Here is a 17113-nt window from a genome sequence, read left to right on the forward strand (position 1 = left end):
CAGGCAGGTCGACGAGCACGGGGGCGGTCCGAGGTACGTTTCCGGCCGCGGCGCATGTCATCGGCCAAGATGCCTATACCCAGCAAAGTTCGCTACCATATACCCACCAGGGGTATGTGTCGCCCGTCAGTGCACCAGGAGGACGCGATGACGACCACCGAGACCGGCGCGAACGCGCCCTCCTCCGCGGACGTGACGGACCTCGTGACCGATCACGACCGCGGCGTCCACGGCTACCACGACCAGAAGCAGGAGCACCTCAAGCGCCTGCGCCGCATCGAGGGCCAGATCCGCGGACTGCAGCGCATGGTCGACGAGGACGTGTACTGCATCGACATACTCACCCAGGTGTCCGCCTCCACCAAGGCGTTGCAGTCGTTCGCGCTGCAACTGCTGGAGGAGCACCTGCGCCACTGCGTCGCGGACGCGGCCGTCAAGGGCGGCGACGAGATCGACGCGAAGGTCAAGGAGGCGACGCAGGCCATCGCCCGCATGCTCCGGACCTGACCGGTCTCAGTTCCCGGCGGACTCGGCCCGTGCCTCGGCCACCCTCAGCACCTCGTCGATGCTCTCCAGGCTGAGCCGCTCCTCGGCGTTGGAGGCGGCGATGATCAGCTCGCCGCAGAGTTCGATCTCGGCGAGCGCCACGTGGTCCTGAACCGGAACCGTCCCACCGCCGAGCGGTGCCACGCGCCTCACCTCATCTCCGTCGTCACCGACTTCCTAGAGTAGGGAGCGCCCTACGCACCGCGCATGGCACGGAAGGGCTAGTTCAGGCCGGTCACTCCCGGCTCACCTCCTCGGCGATCCGGCCCGCGTAGATGTCCTCGCCCTCGGGAATCCGTACGTCGGCCGGCACCCCGAAGTCGTACAGCAGCGTGGTCGAGGCGACCGCGACGGGTCTGTCCTGCCGGCCGTTGACGAAGCTGAACCGGTGCCGGAGCTTGCGGATCCGTCCCTCGTCGTCGAGGTAGGCGTCGAACGGCACCCGCGCGGTGGCGAACCCTTTCGCCGCCGCGCCCAGCGCCTCCCGGTTCGCGTCCGAGGCGTCCCGCGAGGCCTGCCGCAGGTCGGCGGTCCCCCGGTAGTGGCGCACTTCCGTCCCGGCGACCTCGGTCCGCCCCACGAACGTCGCCGACCGTGTCCCGCGCAGCACCTCGGCGGCGGCGAACGGATCGGTGGCCCCACCGGTGACGAGGTTCCCGTCGGACAGCGTCCCGGTGTCCACCCGCACCCATTTGTCGGCGGGCACTCCGGCTCCCCGGTTCTTCATGAACAGCGCCCCGGGTGCGAGCAGCTCGGTGATGGGCTGCCGCACGGTGCCTCCCGCCGGGTCCTGCGGCAGCCGGACCTTCAGCCGCCCGAGCCGCTTGCGGTAGTCGTACACGCCCTCGCCCCGGATGGTGACCCGGGTTCCGCCGGTCGCCATCTCCAGGGAGGTGCGCGCTTGGGAACTCCCGGCGGCCACCAGCGCGTCGGCGGCCTGCCGCAGCACCCGCACCGGATCCCCGGCGGGAGCCCCTCGGGTCACGGCGTCGCTTCTCGCGCAGCCCACGGCCCCGAGCCCCAGACAGCACACCACCCCGAATCCAGCCACCACGCCGCGCATCCGAGCCATGCCCGGTTAACGACCGGTAAGTGGCCCCGTCACGCCGGTGAGCGGGGCGCTACCGTGGTCGGCGTGCCGCACCAGGACGACGAACCGACCCCCGCCCGCCACACCACGACCACCGTCGAACAGGGCCCTTTCTGCACGGCTCGCTGCACCTGCGGCTGGCGGGGACCGGCCAGAAGAGCCAGGAGCCAGGCAAGGAAGGACGCCCAGAACCACACGGGCGAGTGACGCACCCTCTCCGCCACCACGGGCACGGCCACCGCGTCACCGCAGGCAATCGTGCCTCCCCCAGTGCCTCAATGGCCTGGGAGGTACCCCCAGGGCGATGGGGGTCCCCCGCCCGGCAGCGGAAGCGGCTCAGGCCGCCAAGTCCCGCTCCTCGGTCCCGGTCGCCTCGTTCCGCGTGGTCCCCGGGGGGACCTGTCCCCGCTCGACCTGCCGCCGTCCCCGCGCGGAAACCAGCCACCCGCCCCGCGGCGACCGCTCGATCGCCCGCATCAGCGGCGTCAGCAGCGCCATGGCGAGCGGCGAGAGCAGCAACGCCACGGCCGTACCGAGCGCGAGCCCGCCCACGACGTCCGTCGGGTAGTGCACACCCATGTAGACCCGGATGAACCCGCCCAGCAGCCCCAGCACCAGCCCGACGATCCCGAGCCGTCGGTTGACCAGGAACAGCCCCACCGCCAGCGCCATGCAGAGCGTCGCGTGGTCGCTGACGAACGAGTAGTCGTCCTTGCCGTCGACCAGGACCTCGAGCCCCTCATGGTCGAGGAAGGGCCGGCGCCGCTCCACGAACCCACGTATCGGCACGTTCACCAGCACGGCGACGCCCGCCGCGAGCGGGGCCCACACCAGGCCCGCCACGGCCGGGGCCGCGTCCTCGCCACCCCGCCGCCTGACGCCCCACCAGCACCACACCAGCAGTCCCACCAGGGCGAAGAGCAGGCCGAACTCGCCCACGAACTCCATGAGGTGATCGAGCCACGGCGGCGCGGCTTTCGCCAGGCCGTTGATGTCGTAGAGCAGGTCGACGTCGGGGTTCGACCCGGAATCGGCGAATCCAGCCATGGTGCTGCGGCCCCTTCGTCATATCTTCCGGCGCACGTTCGCACGCCGTTCCTGCCACCCCCGTGGTTTGTAGATCCGCTCGCCAGCTCGGCTACGACAACAGAAACGCACGGTCCCCGTTGATACGTTCCACACTCCACCGAATGATCACGCAGACGTTATCGAAGAGAGATACATCACCGCAGCTCAGGGGGAGGGTTGACGCTCCGCTCACACCGTGGTGGGGAGTGCTTTCGCGCCATCCTCGGTGACCCGGGTGGCACCAAAATAGTCAGGAGTGTCGATCGGGTCGAATCGGATCACCGCCCCGGTCCGGGGCGCGTCGATCATGTACCCGCCGCCGACATAAATACCCACATGCCGGATGGCCCGGGAATTGGTGAGGTCGTCCGAGAAGAACACCAGATCGCCCGGCAGCAGTTCGTTCCGCTTCGGATGCGGGCCCGCGTTGTACTGGTCGTTGGCCACCCGCGGCAGCGTGATCCCCACGCTCTCGTACGCCGCCTTGGTCAGCCCCGAGCAGTCGAACCGTCCTCCCTGCTCAGGCGTACCGTTACCGCCCCACAGATACAGCGTCCCGAGCTTCTCCTGCGCGTACGCGATGGCCCCGGCGGCCTGCTCCGACGGATCGACCCGCCCCACCGGCGCGGCAAAGCTCTTCTCCAACGCCCGGATCCGCTTGACGTAGTTCTGCGTCTCCTTGTACGGCGGGACGCCCCCGTACTTGATCACCGCGTACGCCCCCGCGTTGTACGAGGCGAGCATGTTTTCGGTCAGGTTCCCGCCGACGTCCTTCACGTAGGACGCGAGCGCGCAGTCGTACGCCGCCGCCGACGGAATCGCGTCCTTCGGGTCCCATACGTCACGGTCCCCGTCCCCGTCCCCGTCGATCCCGTGCGTGGCCCACGTCCCGGGGATGAACTGGGCGATGCCCTGTGCCGCGGCGTGGCTCTGGGCCTTCGGGTTGAATCCGCTCTCCTGGTAGAGCTGGGCGGCGAGCAGGGCCGGGTTGATGGCGGGACAGTGGTTGCCCCACTTCTGTACGAGTGCCTGGTACGCGGCCGGCACGCTCCCCTTGGCGAGGGTCTTGGCCGCCCCGCCGCCCGCCCCGTTGGCGAGGTTCCCGGCGACGACGTAGACCCCGACGACGAGCAGCATCACGAAGGCGAGCGCGGAACTGACGGCGATCCCCGCCGCGACCCATGTCTTACGCACCGCCAACCGCCCCTCACCGTCCGGCAGTCCACCGCCGCACGTCAGTGTAGAGGCGGCGCCCGCCCTTCGGAATGATCACGAGGTACTTCGGCGCGGTTGTTACGGCTGTGGTGAAGTGCCGTATTCCGGAAGCCCGTCCGTGGCCACGTCGAAAGCGAGCGGAGCAGGAAGCGGAACCGGCTCACCGTACTTCCCGTGCAGCACGTCCTGGTACGCGCCACCGTCCGGACGGCTGTACAGCACCCAGGTGGACTTCCGAGGGTCGACAGCGAGAAGAACAGGAACAAGCGCGACCGCGTACCAGTCCGCCTTGTCCCTGATCTCCCGGGACTTCTCCCACGGAGGGATGACCTCCACGGCGAGCGCGGCGTCCTGCGGGTCGGCAAGCCGGCGGTCGTCGTCCTCCCACTCCACGGGCAGGACGACCAGATCCGGCGTGACGTAGTCGTCAGGGTCGCCCGGCATGGCGATGGAGGACACTTCGAAGGCTGCGAGCCCGTCGGGCAGTACGGCTTCGAGCTGCTGACGGACACGCCGTACAACACCCGCGTGCTTGCCGCGCGGAGTCGGGGACATCACCAGCTTTCCCCCACGATCTGCACCCGCAGACCCGTTGCGTCCTCGATCCTCCCGGCAACGTCGCGCAGGTACCCCGGCCGCGGACGGACCTGGTCCTTCGGTGGCACGGGCATGACTCGCTGCCTCCGTCCCTCCGTCTCATCGGCCTGTTCGGCCGTGCGGGCGGGTTCGGGGGGAGGTCCGGCAGCCCGCTCGGCGGCGCGTCCACCGTACTGGGCCGGTTCCGTCACCGCGTCAGCATCGCGCTCCGCGCTTGCGCACCCGGCCGCTCCCGGCCTCGGCCCGAGCCTCGCCATCCAGCCTCCCCTCACGATATGTCCACGGACACCTACGGCAGGCCACTCCAGCCGCACTCCGCCCACAGCACCTTCCCGCCGGAGGGGCCTCCCGGTTCGCCCAGCGGCGAGGCGCCCCAGGCGTCGGCGTACGCCCGTACGAGGGCCAGGCCCCGACCGCCCTCCGCGGCTCCGTGCGGCATGACACCGTGGGCGAAACCGGCGCCCAGTCCGGAGGGAATGGTCGAATCCTTGTCCCACACCCCCACCCGGAGCTGGCCGGACCTGGTCGGGTGGATGTGGAGGGCGTACGGGCCGCCGGTGTGCAGATGGGCGTTGGTCAGCAGCTCCGAGGCGATCAGCTCGGCCGTGGGGGCGAGTTCGCCGAGTTCGTAGGCGGCGAGAACGGACCGCAGGGTCGAACGGGCGATCCCCGGTGAGCGGGCGTCACGCGAGAGGTGGAGGGTGTAGGACCAGGGCGGGGATACGGTGGACATGGAAGTCTCCGATCAGTGAGGACAGTTGGGTGGATGCGAACAGTTGCCCAGTGGCAGTGCCGAACCGTCGATCGGTGCGCTTCTGGGCGGGGCGCCTGCAACTAAGCTAGCCGGAACCGTAAAACTCTTTATACGGTTCCAGTGAAATTCCACATACTGCACTCATGTGAGTGACACGCACGGCAAGGAGGCGGACCAACCCGTGAGAAGCAATCCGACGGGTCGCCAGCTCCGCTTGGGCGCTGAACTGCGCAAACTCCGGGAGCGCGCGGGCCTGACGGCCGTCGAGGCCGGTCAACTCCTCGGCGTCAAGCCGAACCAGATCAGCAACATGGAGGCGGGACGGGCGGGTGTGAGTCCCGAGCGCGTCCGCGCCATGGCCCACCACTACGACTGTGCCGACAAGGCCCTCGTCGAAGCCATCGCCGGAATGACGGGCGAGCGCAGGCGCGGCTGGTGGGAGGAGTACCGCGACCTCCTGTCACCCGCGCTGCTCGATCTGGCCGAGCTCGAACACCACGCCATCCACCTGCGCGGCTCCGTGACCGTCCACATCCCCGGACTACTGCAGACCGCCGATCACGCCCGCGCGCTGTTCCGCCAGGTCGTGCCCGAACTCGCGCCGCCCGACATCGAGCACCGCGTCTCGTTCCGCATCAAGCGCCAGACCGTGATCTACCGGGACAATCCGACGCCATACCTGGCGCTCATTCACGAAGCCGCGCTACGCATGCAGTTCGGAGGCTCCTCCATCACCAGGGCACAGCTACGGCACCTGCTGGACATGAGCGAGCGGGACCACATCACCATCAAGGTGATCCCCTTCGCCGCCGGCGGCTTCCCGGGGTCGGGACAATCGGTCTTCTACTCGCGCGGGCCCGTCCCCCAGCTCGACACCGTCCACCTCGACCAGTCACACGGTCCTACCTTCCTCGATGCCGAGGCCCAGCTCGACAAGTACCGCGCCGTCCTGGAACGGGTGGAGACCCGGGCCCTCACCCCCGAAGCATCACGGGACCTCATCCACGCCATCGCCCAAGACCTCTGAAGGGATCGAGATGCCCCAGCTCACCTGGCAGAAGTCGTCGTACTGCGGTGAGGGCGACTCCTGCGTGCACGTCGCCGCAACCCCCGCCGGGATCCACATAACCGAGTCCGCCGACCCCGGCGGAGCGATCCTCACCACCACCCCCGACGCCTTCCGCTCCCTTCTCCACTCCCTCAAGGAAGAACCGCACCGGGACCCTCGGACTCCCGCCCTCGAAGTGACCACCGTTGGCGACGACGACCGGACCGTCCACCTCCACGCCCCCGGCGACCCCGGTGTCCCCGTCGTCACCACCGACCGCCGCCGTTGGGACGCCTTCGTCCGTGGTGTCCGGGCCGGCGAGTTCGACCACTTCGTGGCGTAGTGCCACGCCCCACGTAACGGGACGGGGAGCGAACGTCCCGCCGGCTGATCGAGGCGAACCCTCTCCCTCCTCCCCCACCTCGCCGTGGCAACGCGGGGCGGGAGAAGACCCGCCCTGCCGAAAAGCGTGAGCAGCAGGCGGGGCAACGTCCATCGGGCGCTCAAACGAGCACCCCGAGGACAACGAGAGCCGAGATGCTCACACATTTCAGGTGAGCAAGTCAGTCCGCGCCCGCCCACCTCCTGCCGCACGGGCCCAAGCCGCTCCGCACACACCTCGTTGCCCAGCATTACCCAGCGTGATACACAGAGTGACGATACGACTGCTCACCCAGCGGAGCGCGCCCCTACCGGAGTACGGCGCACGCCGGTGGCAAGCTATTCGTACGAAACCCGCCAACAGATGACGCCAAGTCGACATGAGACAGTGCCATCGTCGGCGACAATGAGGGCTGACCTCTGCACAACCGCAGGGGCTCGGAACTACCCATACAGGGGCGGTGACTTACATGTTCTTCGCGGCCGACGAGGGAGACATCAACACCATTATCGGCGGGATCGCTCCGGATTGGGGCCCCTTCGGCAGCCTGGGCAACGAGGCCAAAATCATGATCGAGGTGGTCATGGCGGTCGCCATCCTGCTCTGCCTGGGCATCGCCATCTGGGGGGCGGCCAAACAGCGCATCGGCGCCACGGCGTTGCGGGACACGTTCAGTGCCGAACAGGGCAAGGGCCTCATCATCGCGGGGCTCACGGGTGTCTTCATCATCGGCTCGCTCGGCACGCTGTTCACCATCGTGTACGGAATGGCCGTGTAGCCCCGTCCCCACGCTCCCGACCGGGCACGCCCGGCACCCCCTCCATCCCACCCGCCCGTCGTGCCCACCGGCTGAGGTTGCGTTTCCCTGATGTCCAGTCACCACACCGCGCCCGCGCGGGGACCAGCACGGCTACCGTCGTACATGGAGTACGCGGAGTACGAGGTGTTTCCGCACGACGCTGAGGGGGTGTACGCGGCATGAGTCTCGGAGACGACACGGGCCAGACCCGCACCCGGATGCCGGAGCGGGGCGGCGATCCGTACGGCGGTGCGCGCAGAGGCGGCCGTTCGTCGTCGCGCAGCCTGGTGACGGTGGTCGGCGTGGTGGTCCTCCTGATCGCCGCGATCGCCTTCGCGAACCGTGGAGGCGACGACTCCGCCGCGGAGGAGGGCGGCTCCGACAACTCCCCCAAGTCGGCCGCGACCAGCCCGTCGGGGAAGAAGCCGGTCAGCTCGAAGGCATCCGGCATCCCCTCGGGCTTCGCCCACGACCGGCAGGGGGCGGAGAGCGCGGCGGCGAACTACTCGGTGGTGCTGGGCTCCGCCGAGATGTTCGACAAGGCCCGGCGAGACGTCATCCTTCAGTCGATCATCGCTCCCGACCGTGTCGCGGACTTCGAGACGACGCTGGACAAGGCGTACACGCCGAAGTTCAACAAGAACGTGGGTCTCAACGACGACGGCACCACGCCGAAGGGCCACACGTTCGTCTCGCGTACCAGCCCGATCGGCACCAAGGTCACCGCGTCGTCCGCCGACGCGGCGACGGTGGAGGTCTGGTGCAGCGGACTTCTGGGGCTGACAGGCGAGAGCTCCACCAACCCGGTCACCAACAGTTGGTTCACCATCACCATGCAGCTCAAGTGGACCAATGACGACTGGAAGATCGTGACCCACTCTCAGAAGGACGGCCCCACCCCGGTTCCCGGTGACAAGCGGGCCTCCAACGCCGACGAGATGGCGAAGGCCGTCGAGGAGTACGGAGGGTTCACGTATGCCCGCTAACCACCGCCTGCTCAAACTGACCGGTTTCGTCGCGGCCGCGCAGGCGGCTGCCGTCGTCTTCGCCACGCGGGTCTTTGCCGCGCCCACGCCGACACCCACACCCACGGACAGCGACAACCCCTGCGACCTCATCCCCGGCCGCGCCAAGGACTACTGCGAACGAGGCGAAAGCAACGGCGGCTCCACCGGCGGCGACTCCAGCCTCAACGACCCCACCACCACCCTCGACCCCCTCGCCTCCCTCGCCCAGGGCTGCGCCGACGCCGCCTCCTGGACCATCGACAAGCTCAGCGACGCCGTACAGGAGACCGCGAACGTCGACTTCACGAACGACACGTTCCTCCAGCAGTACGCCGTCGTCTTCGCCGCGTCGACGATCCTCACCCTCCTCCTCTGGCTGCTCGCGGTCGCCAAGCGCGCGGTGCGCGGCGTCCCCCTCACCACCGCCCTGTCCGAGGCGATCGGTTTCCTCTGGCTCACCGTCCTCGCCTCCGCCTTCACCCCGCTGATCCTCTACACCATCGTGTCGGCGACCGACGGCGTCACCGAGGTCCTCGCGAAGGCGACCGGCGACCAGACGGACACGTTCTTCGGCACGTTCTCCGGCGCGCTCGAGAAGGGCGACGACATCGGCGGCGGCCCGATCATGCTGATCGTCGTCTCCCTCGTCTCCATCCTCGCCGCCGGCGTCCTCTGGCTGGAGCTCGTCATCCGCGCCGCCCTGCTCTACGTCGGCGCCCTCCTCGGCACCGTCGTCTACGCCGGCCTCGTGGACAAGAACCTGTGGGGCCACGTCCGCCGCTGGGCGGGCATCATGATCGCCGTGATCCTCGTGAAGCCGGTGATCGTGATCGTGCTCGGCCTCGCCGGCGCGCTCTCCGCCGAGGAGGGGCCCGACGCCTTCTCCGCCGTGGTCTCCGGACTGGCGATCATCCTGCTCGCCATTTTCGCCTCCGCGATGATCTACCGCTTCGTCCCCGGCTTCGGCGACGAACTCGCCAACTCCCGCAACAACCGCCTCATGCAGGGCGCCGAAGGCAAGGCCGCCGCCGTCATGAGCTCCCCGGCCACCCTGGTCGCGCAGGGCATCAAGACCCACAGCACCCGCGCCGACAACAACCACGGCGGCGGCCAGTCCACCGGACCCCGCCCCTCCAACCCCGCCTCCGGCGGAGTCGCCGCGCACAGCTCGCGCCCGTCGAACGGCGGCGGACCCGCCGCCCCCGCACCCCGCTCGAGCAGCCCGGTGAACACCCCCCACGCCAGCAGCACCCGCAACAGCAGCACCAACAGCACGGGAGGTGAAGGGCGTTGACGACCGAGTCCCATTTGTCCCATCCGGTCACGCCCCGCCGTACGTATCTGATCGGCCGCGCCCGGCCGAACGCGATCGTCGGCCGTAATCGCGAGACCGGTGAGATCGCGCTGATCGTCGTGGGCGCGTTCCTCGGCATGATGTGCGGACTCCTCGTCCCCGTCCTGTCCGTGCGGATCGTGCTGCTCGCGGGCCTCCCGATGCTGGCGCTGTCAGCGGTGTACGTGCCGTACCGGGGCCGCACCTTCTACAAGTGGTTCGAGATCAACCGCAGCTACAAGCGCACCGTGCGCCGCGGCACCACCTACCGCTCCGGCGCCGTCGAGGCGGGCACCCGGCTGGACGGGCGCGAGGTGGAGATCGGGCCGCCGCCCGGGATCGGGCGGATCACCTGGCTCGCCGCCCCCTTCGGACCGGACGAGATCGCCGTACTGCTGCACGCGGACCGCAAGACCGTCACCGCCGCCATCGAGATCGAGGGGCCGGGCGTCGGACTGCGCGACTCCGAGGACCAGGAAGCCCTCGTCGACCGCTTCGGCACACTGCTGAAGCACGTGGCCAACGGCGACGGCTTCGTGACCCGCATCCAGATGCTCGCCCGCACCCTGCCCGCCGACCCCGACGCGCACGCCAAGGACGTCGCCGTGCGCGGCGACGCCACGTCACCGGCGTGGCTGCAGCAGTCGTACGACCAGCTCCAGTCGATGGTGTCGACCAGCAGCGAGCAGCACCGCGCCTACCTCGTCGCCTGCATGCACTACACGCGCGAACTGGCCGCCGAGGCCAACGCCATGGCCCGCGCGATGCGCAGCCAGGGCGGCGGCAAGGTGGACCGGGACGCGGGGCTCGCCGTCGTCATGGCCCGTGAGCTGACCGACATCTGCTCCCGGCTCCAGGAGGCCGACATCCGCGTACGGCAGCCGCTCGGCCAGAGCAGGCTGTCCTCGCTGATCCACTCCATGTACGACCCGGACCACCCGATCGACCACATCCAGGCGATGACGCAGCGCAACGCCTGGCCGGCCGAGCTGGACGCCATGGAGCCCACCTACCTCCAGGCCAAGACCCGCGAGTCCGTCACCCGCGCCCCCTGGTGCCACGCCACGGCGTGGATCAAGGAGTGGCCGATGACCCCGGTGGGCGTCAACTTCCTGGCCCCCCTCCTCGTCCACACCCCGGACGTGATCCGCACGGTCGCCGTCACCATGGACCTCGAACCCACCGAGGTCGCCATCGAGCGGATGCTGACCGAGAAGACCAACGACGAGGCGGAGGCGTCCCGCGCCGCCAAGATGAACCGCACCGTCGACCCGCGCGACGTCGCCGCCCACGGCCGCCTCGACCAGCGCGGCGAGGACCTCGCCAGCGGCGCGGCCGGCGTCAACCTGGTCGGCTACATCACCGTCTCCTCCCGCAATCCCGAGGCCCTGGCCCGCGACAAGCGGACCATACGGGCGTCGGCCGGAAAGTCGTACCTCAAGCTGGAGTGGTGCGACCGCGAGCACCACCGCGCGTTCGTGAACACCCTCCCGTTCGCCACCGGCATCCGAAGGTAGGGGCTGAGCCGATATGCGGGATCCGCTGTCCGTCGTCACCGACGCCTTCACGTCCTTCCTGTTCGGGAAGGTCGAGACGACGCGGCTGCCGGTGCGCACGTCCACGGGCCAGGCACAGGCGGTCTACCTCCCGACCGCCGCCCCCGGCCTCGGCGACTCCGGCGTCATCATCGGCCGCGAGGTCTACTCCGGCAAGGGCTACATCTACGACCCCTTCCAGCTCTACGGCCAGCAGCTCCCCGCCCCGCACTGGCTGGTCCTCGGCGAGTCGGGCAACGGCAAGTCGGCCCTGGAGAAGACGTACGTCCTGCGCCAGCTGCGCTTCCGCGACCGCCAGGTCGTCGTCCTGGACGCCCAGGGCGAGGACGGCGCCGGTGAGTGGAACCTCATCGCGCAGGAACTGGGCATAACGCCGATCCGCCTGGACCCGATGGCCGCGCTCGACCAGGGCATCCGGCTCAACCCGCTGGACCCGTCGATCACGACCACCGGGCAGCTCGCCCTGCTCCGGACCATCATCGAGGTCGCGATGGGGCACGGCCTGGACGAACGCTCCGGCTTCGCCCTCAAGGTCGCGCACGCCTACGTCAACGAGACGATCGTCGAACGCCAGCCGGTCCTCTCCGACATCGTGGAACGGCTGCGCCACCCCGAACCGGAGTCGGCGGAGGCGATGAACGTGGCCCTGGACGACGTACGGGCGTGGGGCCTGGACGTCGCACTGGTCCTGGACCGCCTGGTCGACGGTGACCTGCGCGGCATGTTCGACGGCCCGACGACCGTCGGCATCGACCTCGACGCGCCGCTCATCGTCTTCGACCTGTCCCACATCGACCGCAACTCCATCGCCATGCCGATCCTGATGGCGATCGTCGGCGTGTGGCTGGAGCACACCTGGATCCGCCCCGACCGGAAGAAGCGCATCTTCCTGGTCGAGGAGGCCTGGCACATCATCAACAGCCCGTTCGTCGCGCAGCTGTTCCAGCGGCTGCTGAAGTTCGGCCGACGGCTCGGCCTGTCGTTCGTCGCGGTCGTCCACCACCTGTCCGACGTGGTGGACGGGGCCGCGGCGAAGGAGGCGGCGGCCATCCTGAAGATGGCGTCGACCCGGACCATCTACGCCCAGAAGGCGGACGAGGCGCGGGCGACCGGCCGGGTGCTCGGCCTGCCCCGGTGGGCCGTGGAGATCATCCCGACCCTCACCCCCGGCATCGCGGTCTGGGACGTCAACGGCAACGTCCAGGTGGTCAAACACCTGGTCACGGAGACCGAACGCCCGCTGGTCTTCACCGACCGCGCGATGACCGAGTCCTCCGCCGACCTCTCCGACGACGCCCTGCGCGCCGCCGAACGGGAGGCGGAGGAACGGGCGGCGGCCTTCGTGGAACAGCACGTCGGCGACTCCGAATCGACGGTGGCGTAAGGGAGCACGCGTGAGACCGGACGATCACCGTGAGCACGGCCGGGCCGGCGGCCAGGGCGGCGGCATCCCCGACGGGCTGCTGATCGGCATCCTCGCGTTCCTCATCGGCGTCACCACGATGGTGTGGACGGCCACCGGCCTCGCGGGCCTCCTCGCCCACGGCCACTGGCCGTCCGGCGTCACCTTCACCCGCACCCCGGTGGCCATGCGCCACCTCGTCGCCGACCCGCGGAACCTCCCCGCCGCCTGGCCGGACACCCCGGAGGCCGCCCTCTCGGGGTACGGCCTCTTCTGGGGCCTGCTCATCGGCCAGCTGATGATCCTGACCGTCCTGACGGTGTTCGTGCTGGGCACGGTGGCCCGCTGGAGAGCGCTACGGGCACGACGCCGGGCGGAACGGGCGACGGGGGCCGTGCCGGGGCCACGGCCCCGGCGGCAGCCGGATCCCGCACCGAAGCAGCCGCACGAGGTACCGACGCCCGGAGAGCCCGAGCAGGAGACGCCGGCACCGCAGCCGGTCTCCGTACCGGCACCACCGCAGGTGCGGACGCCGACACCCCGGCAGTCACCCGCGCCACAGGAAACGGCGCTCACCTCCCCGTCCGAGAACGAACGGACAGGCGAGTGGGAAGCACCCCGCTCCGGAGGTGCCGGGATCCACTACGGTCCTCCGGCCACCCGCCACACCACCGCGGCCCAGGCCGTACGCGACGCGGAGGGCCCCGCCCTCGTCCTCACCTCCAACCCCACCCTCTGGCACGACACCAAGGACGCCCGCGCCAAACTCGGCCCCACCCACCTCTACGACCCCACCCACCTCTGCGACACGCCCGCCCGCCTCCACTGGTCCCTCACCGCAGGCTGCGAGGACAAGGAGACGGCCAAAGCCAGGGCAGCCGCACTCCTCACCCCCGTCCGCCCCACCTCCCGCCTCGACCAGGCGGTCAGCGACACCGCGGAGATCCTGCTCCGCAGCTACGTCCACGCCGCCGCCGTCGACGGCCGTACGATCCGCCACGTCCACCGCTGGTCCCAGGGCCTCCAGGTCCACGACGCCGTACGCATCCTCCGCACCAGCCCCAAGGCCGCCCCCGGCGCCGCCGGCGAACTCGAGGCGGCCCTCACCGCGCACCCCGAGCGCCGGGACATGGCCCAGCAGCTGACCACCCGCGCCCTGGCCGCGCTCTCCACGGTCAACGTCCGCGAGGCCTGCACTCCCAACCGAAATGATGCCCTCGCCTTGGATTCCTTCATCCACGAAGGGGGAACGCTTTATGTCGTGGGTGAATCCATCGAGGACCCCCGCACCAGCCCGGGCGCGATGCCCCTGCTGACGGCCCTCGCCTCACACGTGGTCGAGCACGGCCGGCGCATGGCCGAACGGTCATCCTCCGGTCGGCTCGACCCACCACTCACCCTCGTCCTGGACGACGTGGCGGCCGTGGCCCCGCTCCCCCAGCTCCCGGACCTGCTCGCCACCGGCACGGACCTCGGCCTGCCCACCCTGGCCCTGCTCCGCTCCCGAGAACAGGCCAGAGCCCGCTGGCCCCACACCGAACTACCGGTCTGACCCTCCGGCTACGGCCGCCCGACCACCATCTCCAGCTCCCGCTCCCCCGGCTTGTCCGCCAACGGCATGGTCACCCCGCTCTCCACGAACCCGGCCTTGCGGTAGAAACCCAGCGCCCGCGCGTTCTCCGGGTGCACGATGAGCCGCACCCGCTCCGCGCCACGCCCCCACGCCCACTCCACCGCGGCATCGAACAGCGCCTTGGTCAGCCCGCTCCCCCGGTACCCGGGCGCCACGTACACCCCCACCAAATGCCCCTGCCGCCGCTCCACGGGGAAACCGGCCCAGTCCGTCGACCCGGCCTCCTCGATCAACACGACGACGTTGCCGACCCACTTCCCGTCCTTCACCTCGGCGATGAACTGCCGCGCCCCGTCGGCGTCCTCCGCGACCCTCACCGTCCGCTCCTGCCAGAACGAGTCCGGCCGGGCCACGGCCTCCTCGTAGGTCTCCAGGTAGGCGAGGTCCGCGACCGGGTCCCGCAGCGCGGTGAGCCGCAGTTCCCTCGCCGCGGCCCACTCCTCCGCGCGCACCGGCCGGATCACACAGTCGTCGACGGGCTTGGCACTGGTACTCATGCCCGCCACCGTAGTACCGGGGTACCACGGCCTTCACCCGGAATACGGCCCGCGGTACGACGCCCCCCACCCCGGCACGGACGATCATCGATACAGGAAGGACGGCTCGGCCCCGACCGGCGGACGGACCCACCACCATGGACCTCGTGACGAACGACCGAAAGGCCCCACCAACGGGGGTGCGGGCGGCGGAGCCCCTCACCCAGTACCTGCAACGCGTCAATCAGCGGGTGCGTGCCTTCGACCGACGCCACCCGCTGCTGTGGGACATGGCCTTCGCCGGCTTCTGGGTGACAGCCGCGCTCATCGACTACACCGGTGACGGCTGGCGCAACGTCACCCACAACCCGGACGCCCCCGGCCCTCTCCTCCTCGTCCTGAGTCTCGGCCTGTCCGTCCCCCTCCTGTGGCGCCGCGCCCACCCCGCGGCGGTCCTGCTGGCCATGGCCCCGTTCGCCCTGGTCAACGCCTGGTCCGGCGCCACCCTCCAGGCGGCGCTCCTCCAGCTCGTCGTCGTCTACCACATCACCCTGCGCCTCCCCCTGCGCCATCTGTGGTGGGCCCCGGCCCTGTTCCTCGCACCCGTGGTGGTCTCCGCGGCCCGCTACGGCGAGGGCGAGTGGAGCCAGCAGATCGGCTCCCAGCTGACGTCCGTCCTCGTGGCCGTCCTCATCGGCATCACGGTCCGCACCCGGCAGAACTACACCGAGGCCCTGGAGGACCGCGCCCGCCGCCTGGAGACCGAACGCGACCAGCAGGCCCAGCTCGCCGCCGCCGCCGAACGCGCCCGCATCGCCCGCGAGATGCACGACATCATCGGCCACAACCTGTCCGTCATCACGGGCCTCGCCGACGGCGGCAGGTACGCGGCCGGCAAGTCCCCGGAACGCGCCGCCCAGGCCCTGGACGCCATCGCCACCACCAGCCGCCAGGCCCTCGGCGAACTCCGCCGTCTCCTGGACGTCCTGCGCGACGACGACACCGCCCATCCCGCCGAACGGACCCCCCAGCCCGGTCTCACCGACCTGGACCAGCTCATCGACGGCGTCCGCAGCGCGGGCCTGCCCGTCCGCACCCGTGTCGAGGGCCGGGCGACCCTGCCTCCCGGCCGTCAGCTCACCGTGTTCCGGGTCGTCCAGGAGGCCCTCACCAACACCCTCAAGCACGCGGGCCCCGAAACGACCTCCGAGATCTCCATCGTCCACGGGGACGGGGGCGCCGTCATGGTCACCATCACCGACACCGGAAAGGGCACACCGTCCTCCGCCCCGTCCGACGGCCGCGGCATCCCCGGAATGCGCGAGCGAACAGCCTTGTACGGCGGCACACTTGAAGCCGGCCCGCGCCCGCACCCCGAGCAGGGCTGGCGCGTCCACCTGCATCTTCCGGAGGAAACCCCGCAGTGACCACCGTCCTCATCGCCGACGACCAGCCCCTCCAGCGCTTCGGCTTCCGCATGCTCCTGGAGAGCCAGGACGACATGACGGTCCTGGGCGAGGCGTCGAACGGCAGCGAAGCGATCCGCATGACATCGGAACTGCACCCCGACGTGGTCCTGATGGACATCCGCATGCCCGGCCTGGACGGCATCGAGGCGACCCGCCGCATCGCCGCCACCGGCGACCGCACCCGCGTCCTCATCCTGACGACGTTCGACCTGGACGAGTACGCCTACGCCGGTCTCCGCGCGGGCGCCTCCGGTTTCCTCGTCAAGGACGCCCAGCCGGAGGAGCTCCTCTCCGGCATCCGTTCCGTGGCGACCGGGGACGCGGTCGTCGCCCCCAGCCTGACCCGCCGCCTCCTCGACTCCTACGCCCGGCATCTGCCCGCCGGCGAGGGCACCGAGGACGTCTCCCGCCCCGACGCGCGTCTGTCCACGCTCACGGAGCGGGAACGGGAGATCCTCACGGTCATCGGAAAGGGCTGGACGAACACCGAGATCGCCACCCGCCTCCACCTGGCCGAATCCACGGTGAAGACCCACGTGGGCCGGATACTCGCGAAGACCGGCTCACGGGACCGTATCCAGGCGGTGATCCTGGCGTACGACACGAAACTGGTGGAGCCGTCCTGAAACGCAGAAAGCCCCGTGCCGAAGGGCACGGGGCTTTCTATAAAGATTGTTCGGCGGCGTCCTACTCTCCCACAGGGTCCCCCCTGCAGTACCATCGGCGCTGTAAGGCTTA

18 protein-coding genes are annotated in these 17113 nt (G+C 70.0%); 11 read left to right on the forward strand and 7 right to left on the reverse strand.

Translation table 11 applies throughout. The annotated features are described in order from the left end of the window. The first annotated feature begins 147 nt into the window (after positions 1–147). Entirely contained in the window at positions 148–507 is a 360-nt protein-coding gene (locus tag ACH5AO_RS31450) for a metal-sensitive transcriptional regulator (protein WP_398930582.1), read from the forward strand. A gap of 6 nt (positions 508–513) precedes the next feature. On the opposite strand, the gene ACH5AO_RS31455 is transcribed toward ACH5AO_RS31450, so the two are convergent. From ACH5AO_RS31455 to ACH5AO_RS31480, 6 genes are all read right to left on the reverse strand, one after another. Continuing rightward, complete coding sequence (locus tag ACH5AO_RS31455) at positions 514–699, reverse strand: hypothetical protein (protein ID WP_398930584.1); 186 nt, start codon at positions 697–699, stop codon at positions 514–516. Between the two features lie 82 nt (positions 700–781). After that, positions 782–1618, reverse strand: coding sequence for a hypothetical protein (locus ACH5AO_RS31460; RefSeq protein ID WP_398930586.1), 837 nt, complete (start codon positions 1616–1618; stop codon positions 782–784). Positions 1619–1972: 354 nt separating this feature from the next. Continuing rightward, complete coding sequence (locus ACH5AO_RS31465; RefSeq protein WP_398930588.1) at positions 1973–2683, reverse strand: phosphatase PAP2 family protein; 711 nt, start codon at positions 2681–2683, stop codon at positions 1973–1975. A gap of 210 nt (positions 2684–2893) precedes the next feature. Next, the gene (locus ACH5AO_RS31470) at positions 2894–3841 is read right to left on the reverse strand and encodes an NlpC/P60 family protein (RefSeq protein ID WP_398930628.1); all 948 of its coding nucleotides are present in this window, start codon (positions 3839–3841) and stop codon (positions 2894–2896) included. A 156-nt stretch (positions 3842–3997) separates the two neighbouring features. After that, entirely contained in the window at positions 3998–4474 is a 477-nt protein-coding gene (locus ACH5AO_RS31475) for a Uma2 family endonuclease (RefSeq protein ID WP_398930590.1), read from the reverse strand. 331 nt (positions 4475–4805) lie between these two features. Further along, positions 4806–5249 (reverse strand): ATP-binding protein, encoded by a 444-nt coding sequence (locus ACH5AO_RS31480; protein ID WP_398930592.1) that lies wholly within the window; start codon positions 5247–5249, stop codon positions 4806–4808. Positions 5250–5451: 202 nt separating this feature from the next. Between ACH5AO_RS31480 and ACH5AO_RS31485 the strand changes: the two genes are divergently transcribed. From ACH5AO_RS31485 to ACH5AO_RS31520, 8 genes are all read left to right on the forward strand, one after another. Beyond that, entirely contained in the window at positions 5452–6297 is an 846-nt protein-coding gene (locus ACH5AO_RS31485; RefSeq protein WP_398930594.1) for a helix-turn-helix domain-containing protein, read from the forward strand. Between the two features lie 10 nt (positions 6298–6307). Beyond that, positions 6308–6661, forward strand: a complete 354-nt coding sequence (locus tag ACH5AO_RS31490) for a DUF397 domain-containing protein (protein WP_398930595.1) — start codon at positions 6308–6310, stop codon at positions 6659–6661. 508 nt (positions 6662–7169) lie between these two features. Next, on the forward strand, positions 7170–7478 hold the full coding sequence (locus ACH5AO_RS31495) for a hypothetical protein (protein ID WP_004929725.1): 309 nt from the start codon (positions 7170–7172) through the stop codon (positions 7476–7478). 200 nt (positions 7479–7678) lie between these two features. Next, positions 7679–8485 (forward strand): hypothetical protein, encoded by an 807-nt coding sequence (locus ACH5AO_RS31500; protein ID WP_398930598.1) that lies wholly within the window; start codon positions 7679–7681, stop codon positions 8483–8485. Beyond that, complete coding sequence (locus tag ACH5AO_RS31505) at positions 8475–9800, forward strand: hypothetical protein (protein WP_398930600.1); 1326 nt, start codon at positions 8475–8477, stop codon at positions 9798–9800. Before ACH5AO_RS31500 ends, ACH5AO_RS31505 begins: the two co-directional genes overlap by 11 nt. Beyond that, complete coding sequence (locus ACH5AO_RS31510; protein ID WP_398930602.1) at positions 9797–11356, forward strand: SCO6880 family protein; 1560 nt, start codon at positions 9797–9799, stop codon at positions 11354–11356. The genes ACH5AO_RS31505 and ACH5AO_RS31510 overlap by 4 nt, the downstream gene beginning before the upstream one ends. Before the next feature lie 13 nt (positions 11357–11369). Beyond that, positions 11370–12779, forward strand: coding sequence for an ATP-binding protein (locus ACH5AO_RS31515; RefSeq protein ID WP_398930605.1), 1410 nt, complete (start codon positions 11370–11372; stop codon positions 12777–12779). A gap of 10 nt (positions 12780–12789) precedes the next feature. Further along, positions 12790–14349: a type VI secretion protein gene (locus ACH5AO_RS31520; RefSeq protein WP_398930607.1), complete on the forward strand. Its 1560-nt coding sequence runs from the start codon at positions 12790–12792 to the stop codon at positions 14347–14349. 8 nt (positions 14350–14357) lie between these two features. Here ACH5AO_RS31520 and ACH5AO_RS31525 read toward each other — a convergent pair whose 3' ends face one another. Then, positions 14358–14927 (reverse strand): GNAT family N-acetyltransferase, encoded by a 570-nt coding sequence (locus ACH5AO_RS31525; protein WP_398930609.1) that lies wholly within the window; start codon positions 14925–14927, stop codon positions 14358–14360. Positions 14928–15064: 137 nt separating this feature from the next. Here ACH5AO_RS31525 and ACH5AO_RS31530 point away from each other — a divergent pair, with 137 nt between their 5' ends. Together ACH5AO_RS31530 and ACH5AO_RS31535 are read left to right on the forward strand one after the other, a co-directional pair. Then, positions 15065–16333, forward strand: a complete 1269-nt coding sequence (locus tag ACH5AO_RS31530) for a sensor histidine kinase (protein ID WP_398930611.1) — start codon at positions 15065–15067, stop codon at positions 16331–16333. Further along, positions 16330–17001: a response regulator gene (locus ACH5AO_RS31535; RefSeq protein ID WP_398930613.1), complete on the forward strand. Its 672-nt coding sequence runs from the start codon at positions 16330–16332 to the stop codon at positions 16999–17001. The genes ACH5AO_RS31530 and ACH5AO_RS31535 overlap by 4 nt, the downstream gene beginning before the upstream one ends. The last annotated feature ends 112 nt before the right edge of the window (positions 17002–17113 follow it).

Origin of the sequence: Streptomyces sp. NPDC018964, from assembly GCF_044390325.1 — a bacterium.
Classification (GTDB): domain Bacteria; phylum Actinomycetota; class Actinomycetes; order Streptomycetales; family Streptomycetaceae; genus Streptomyces.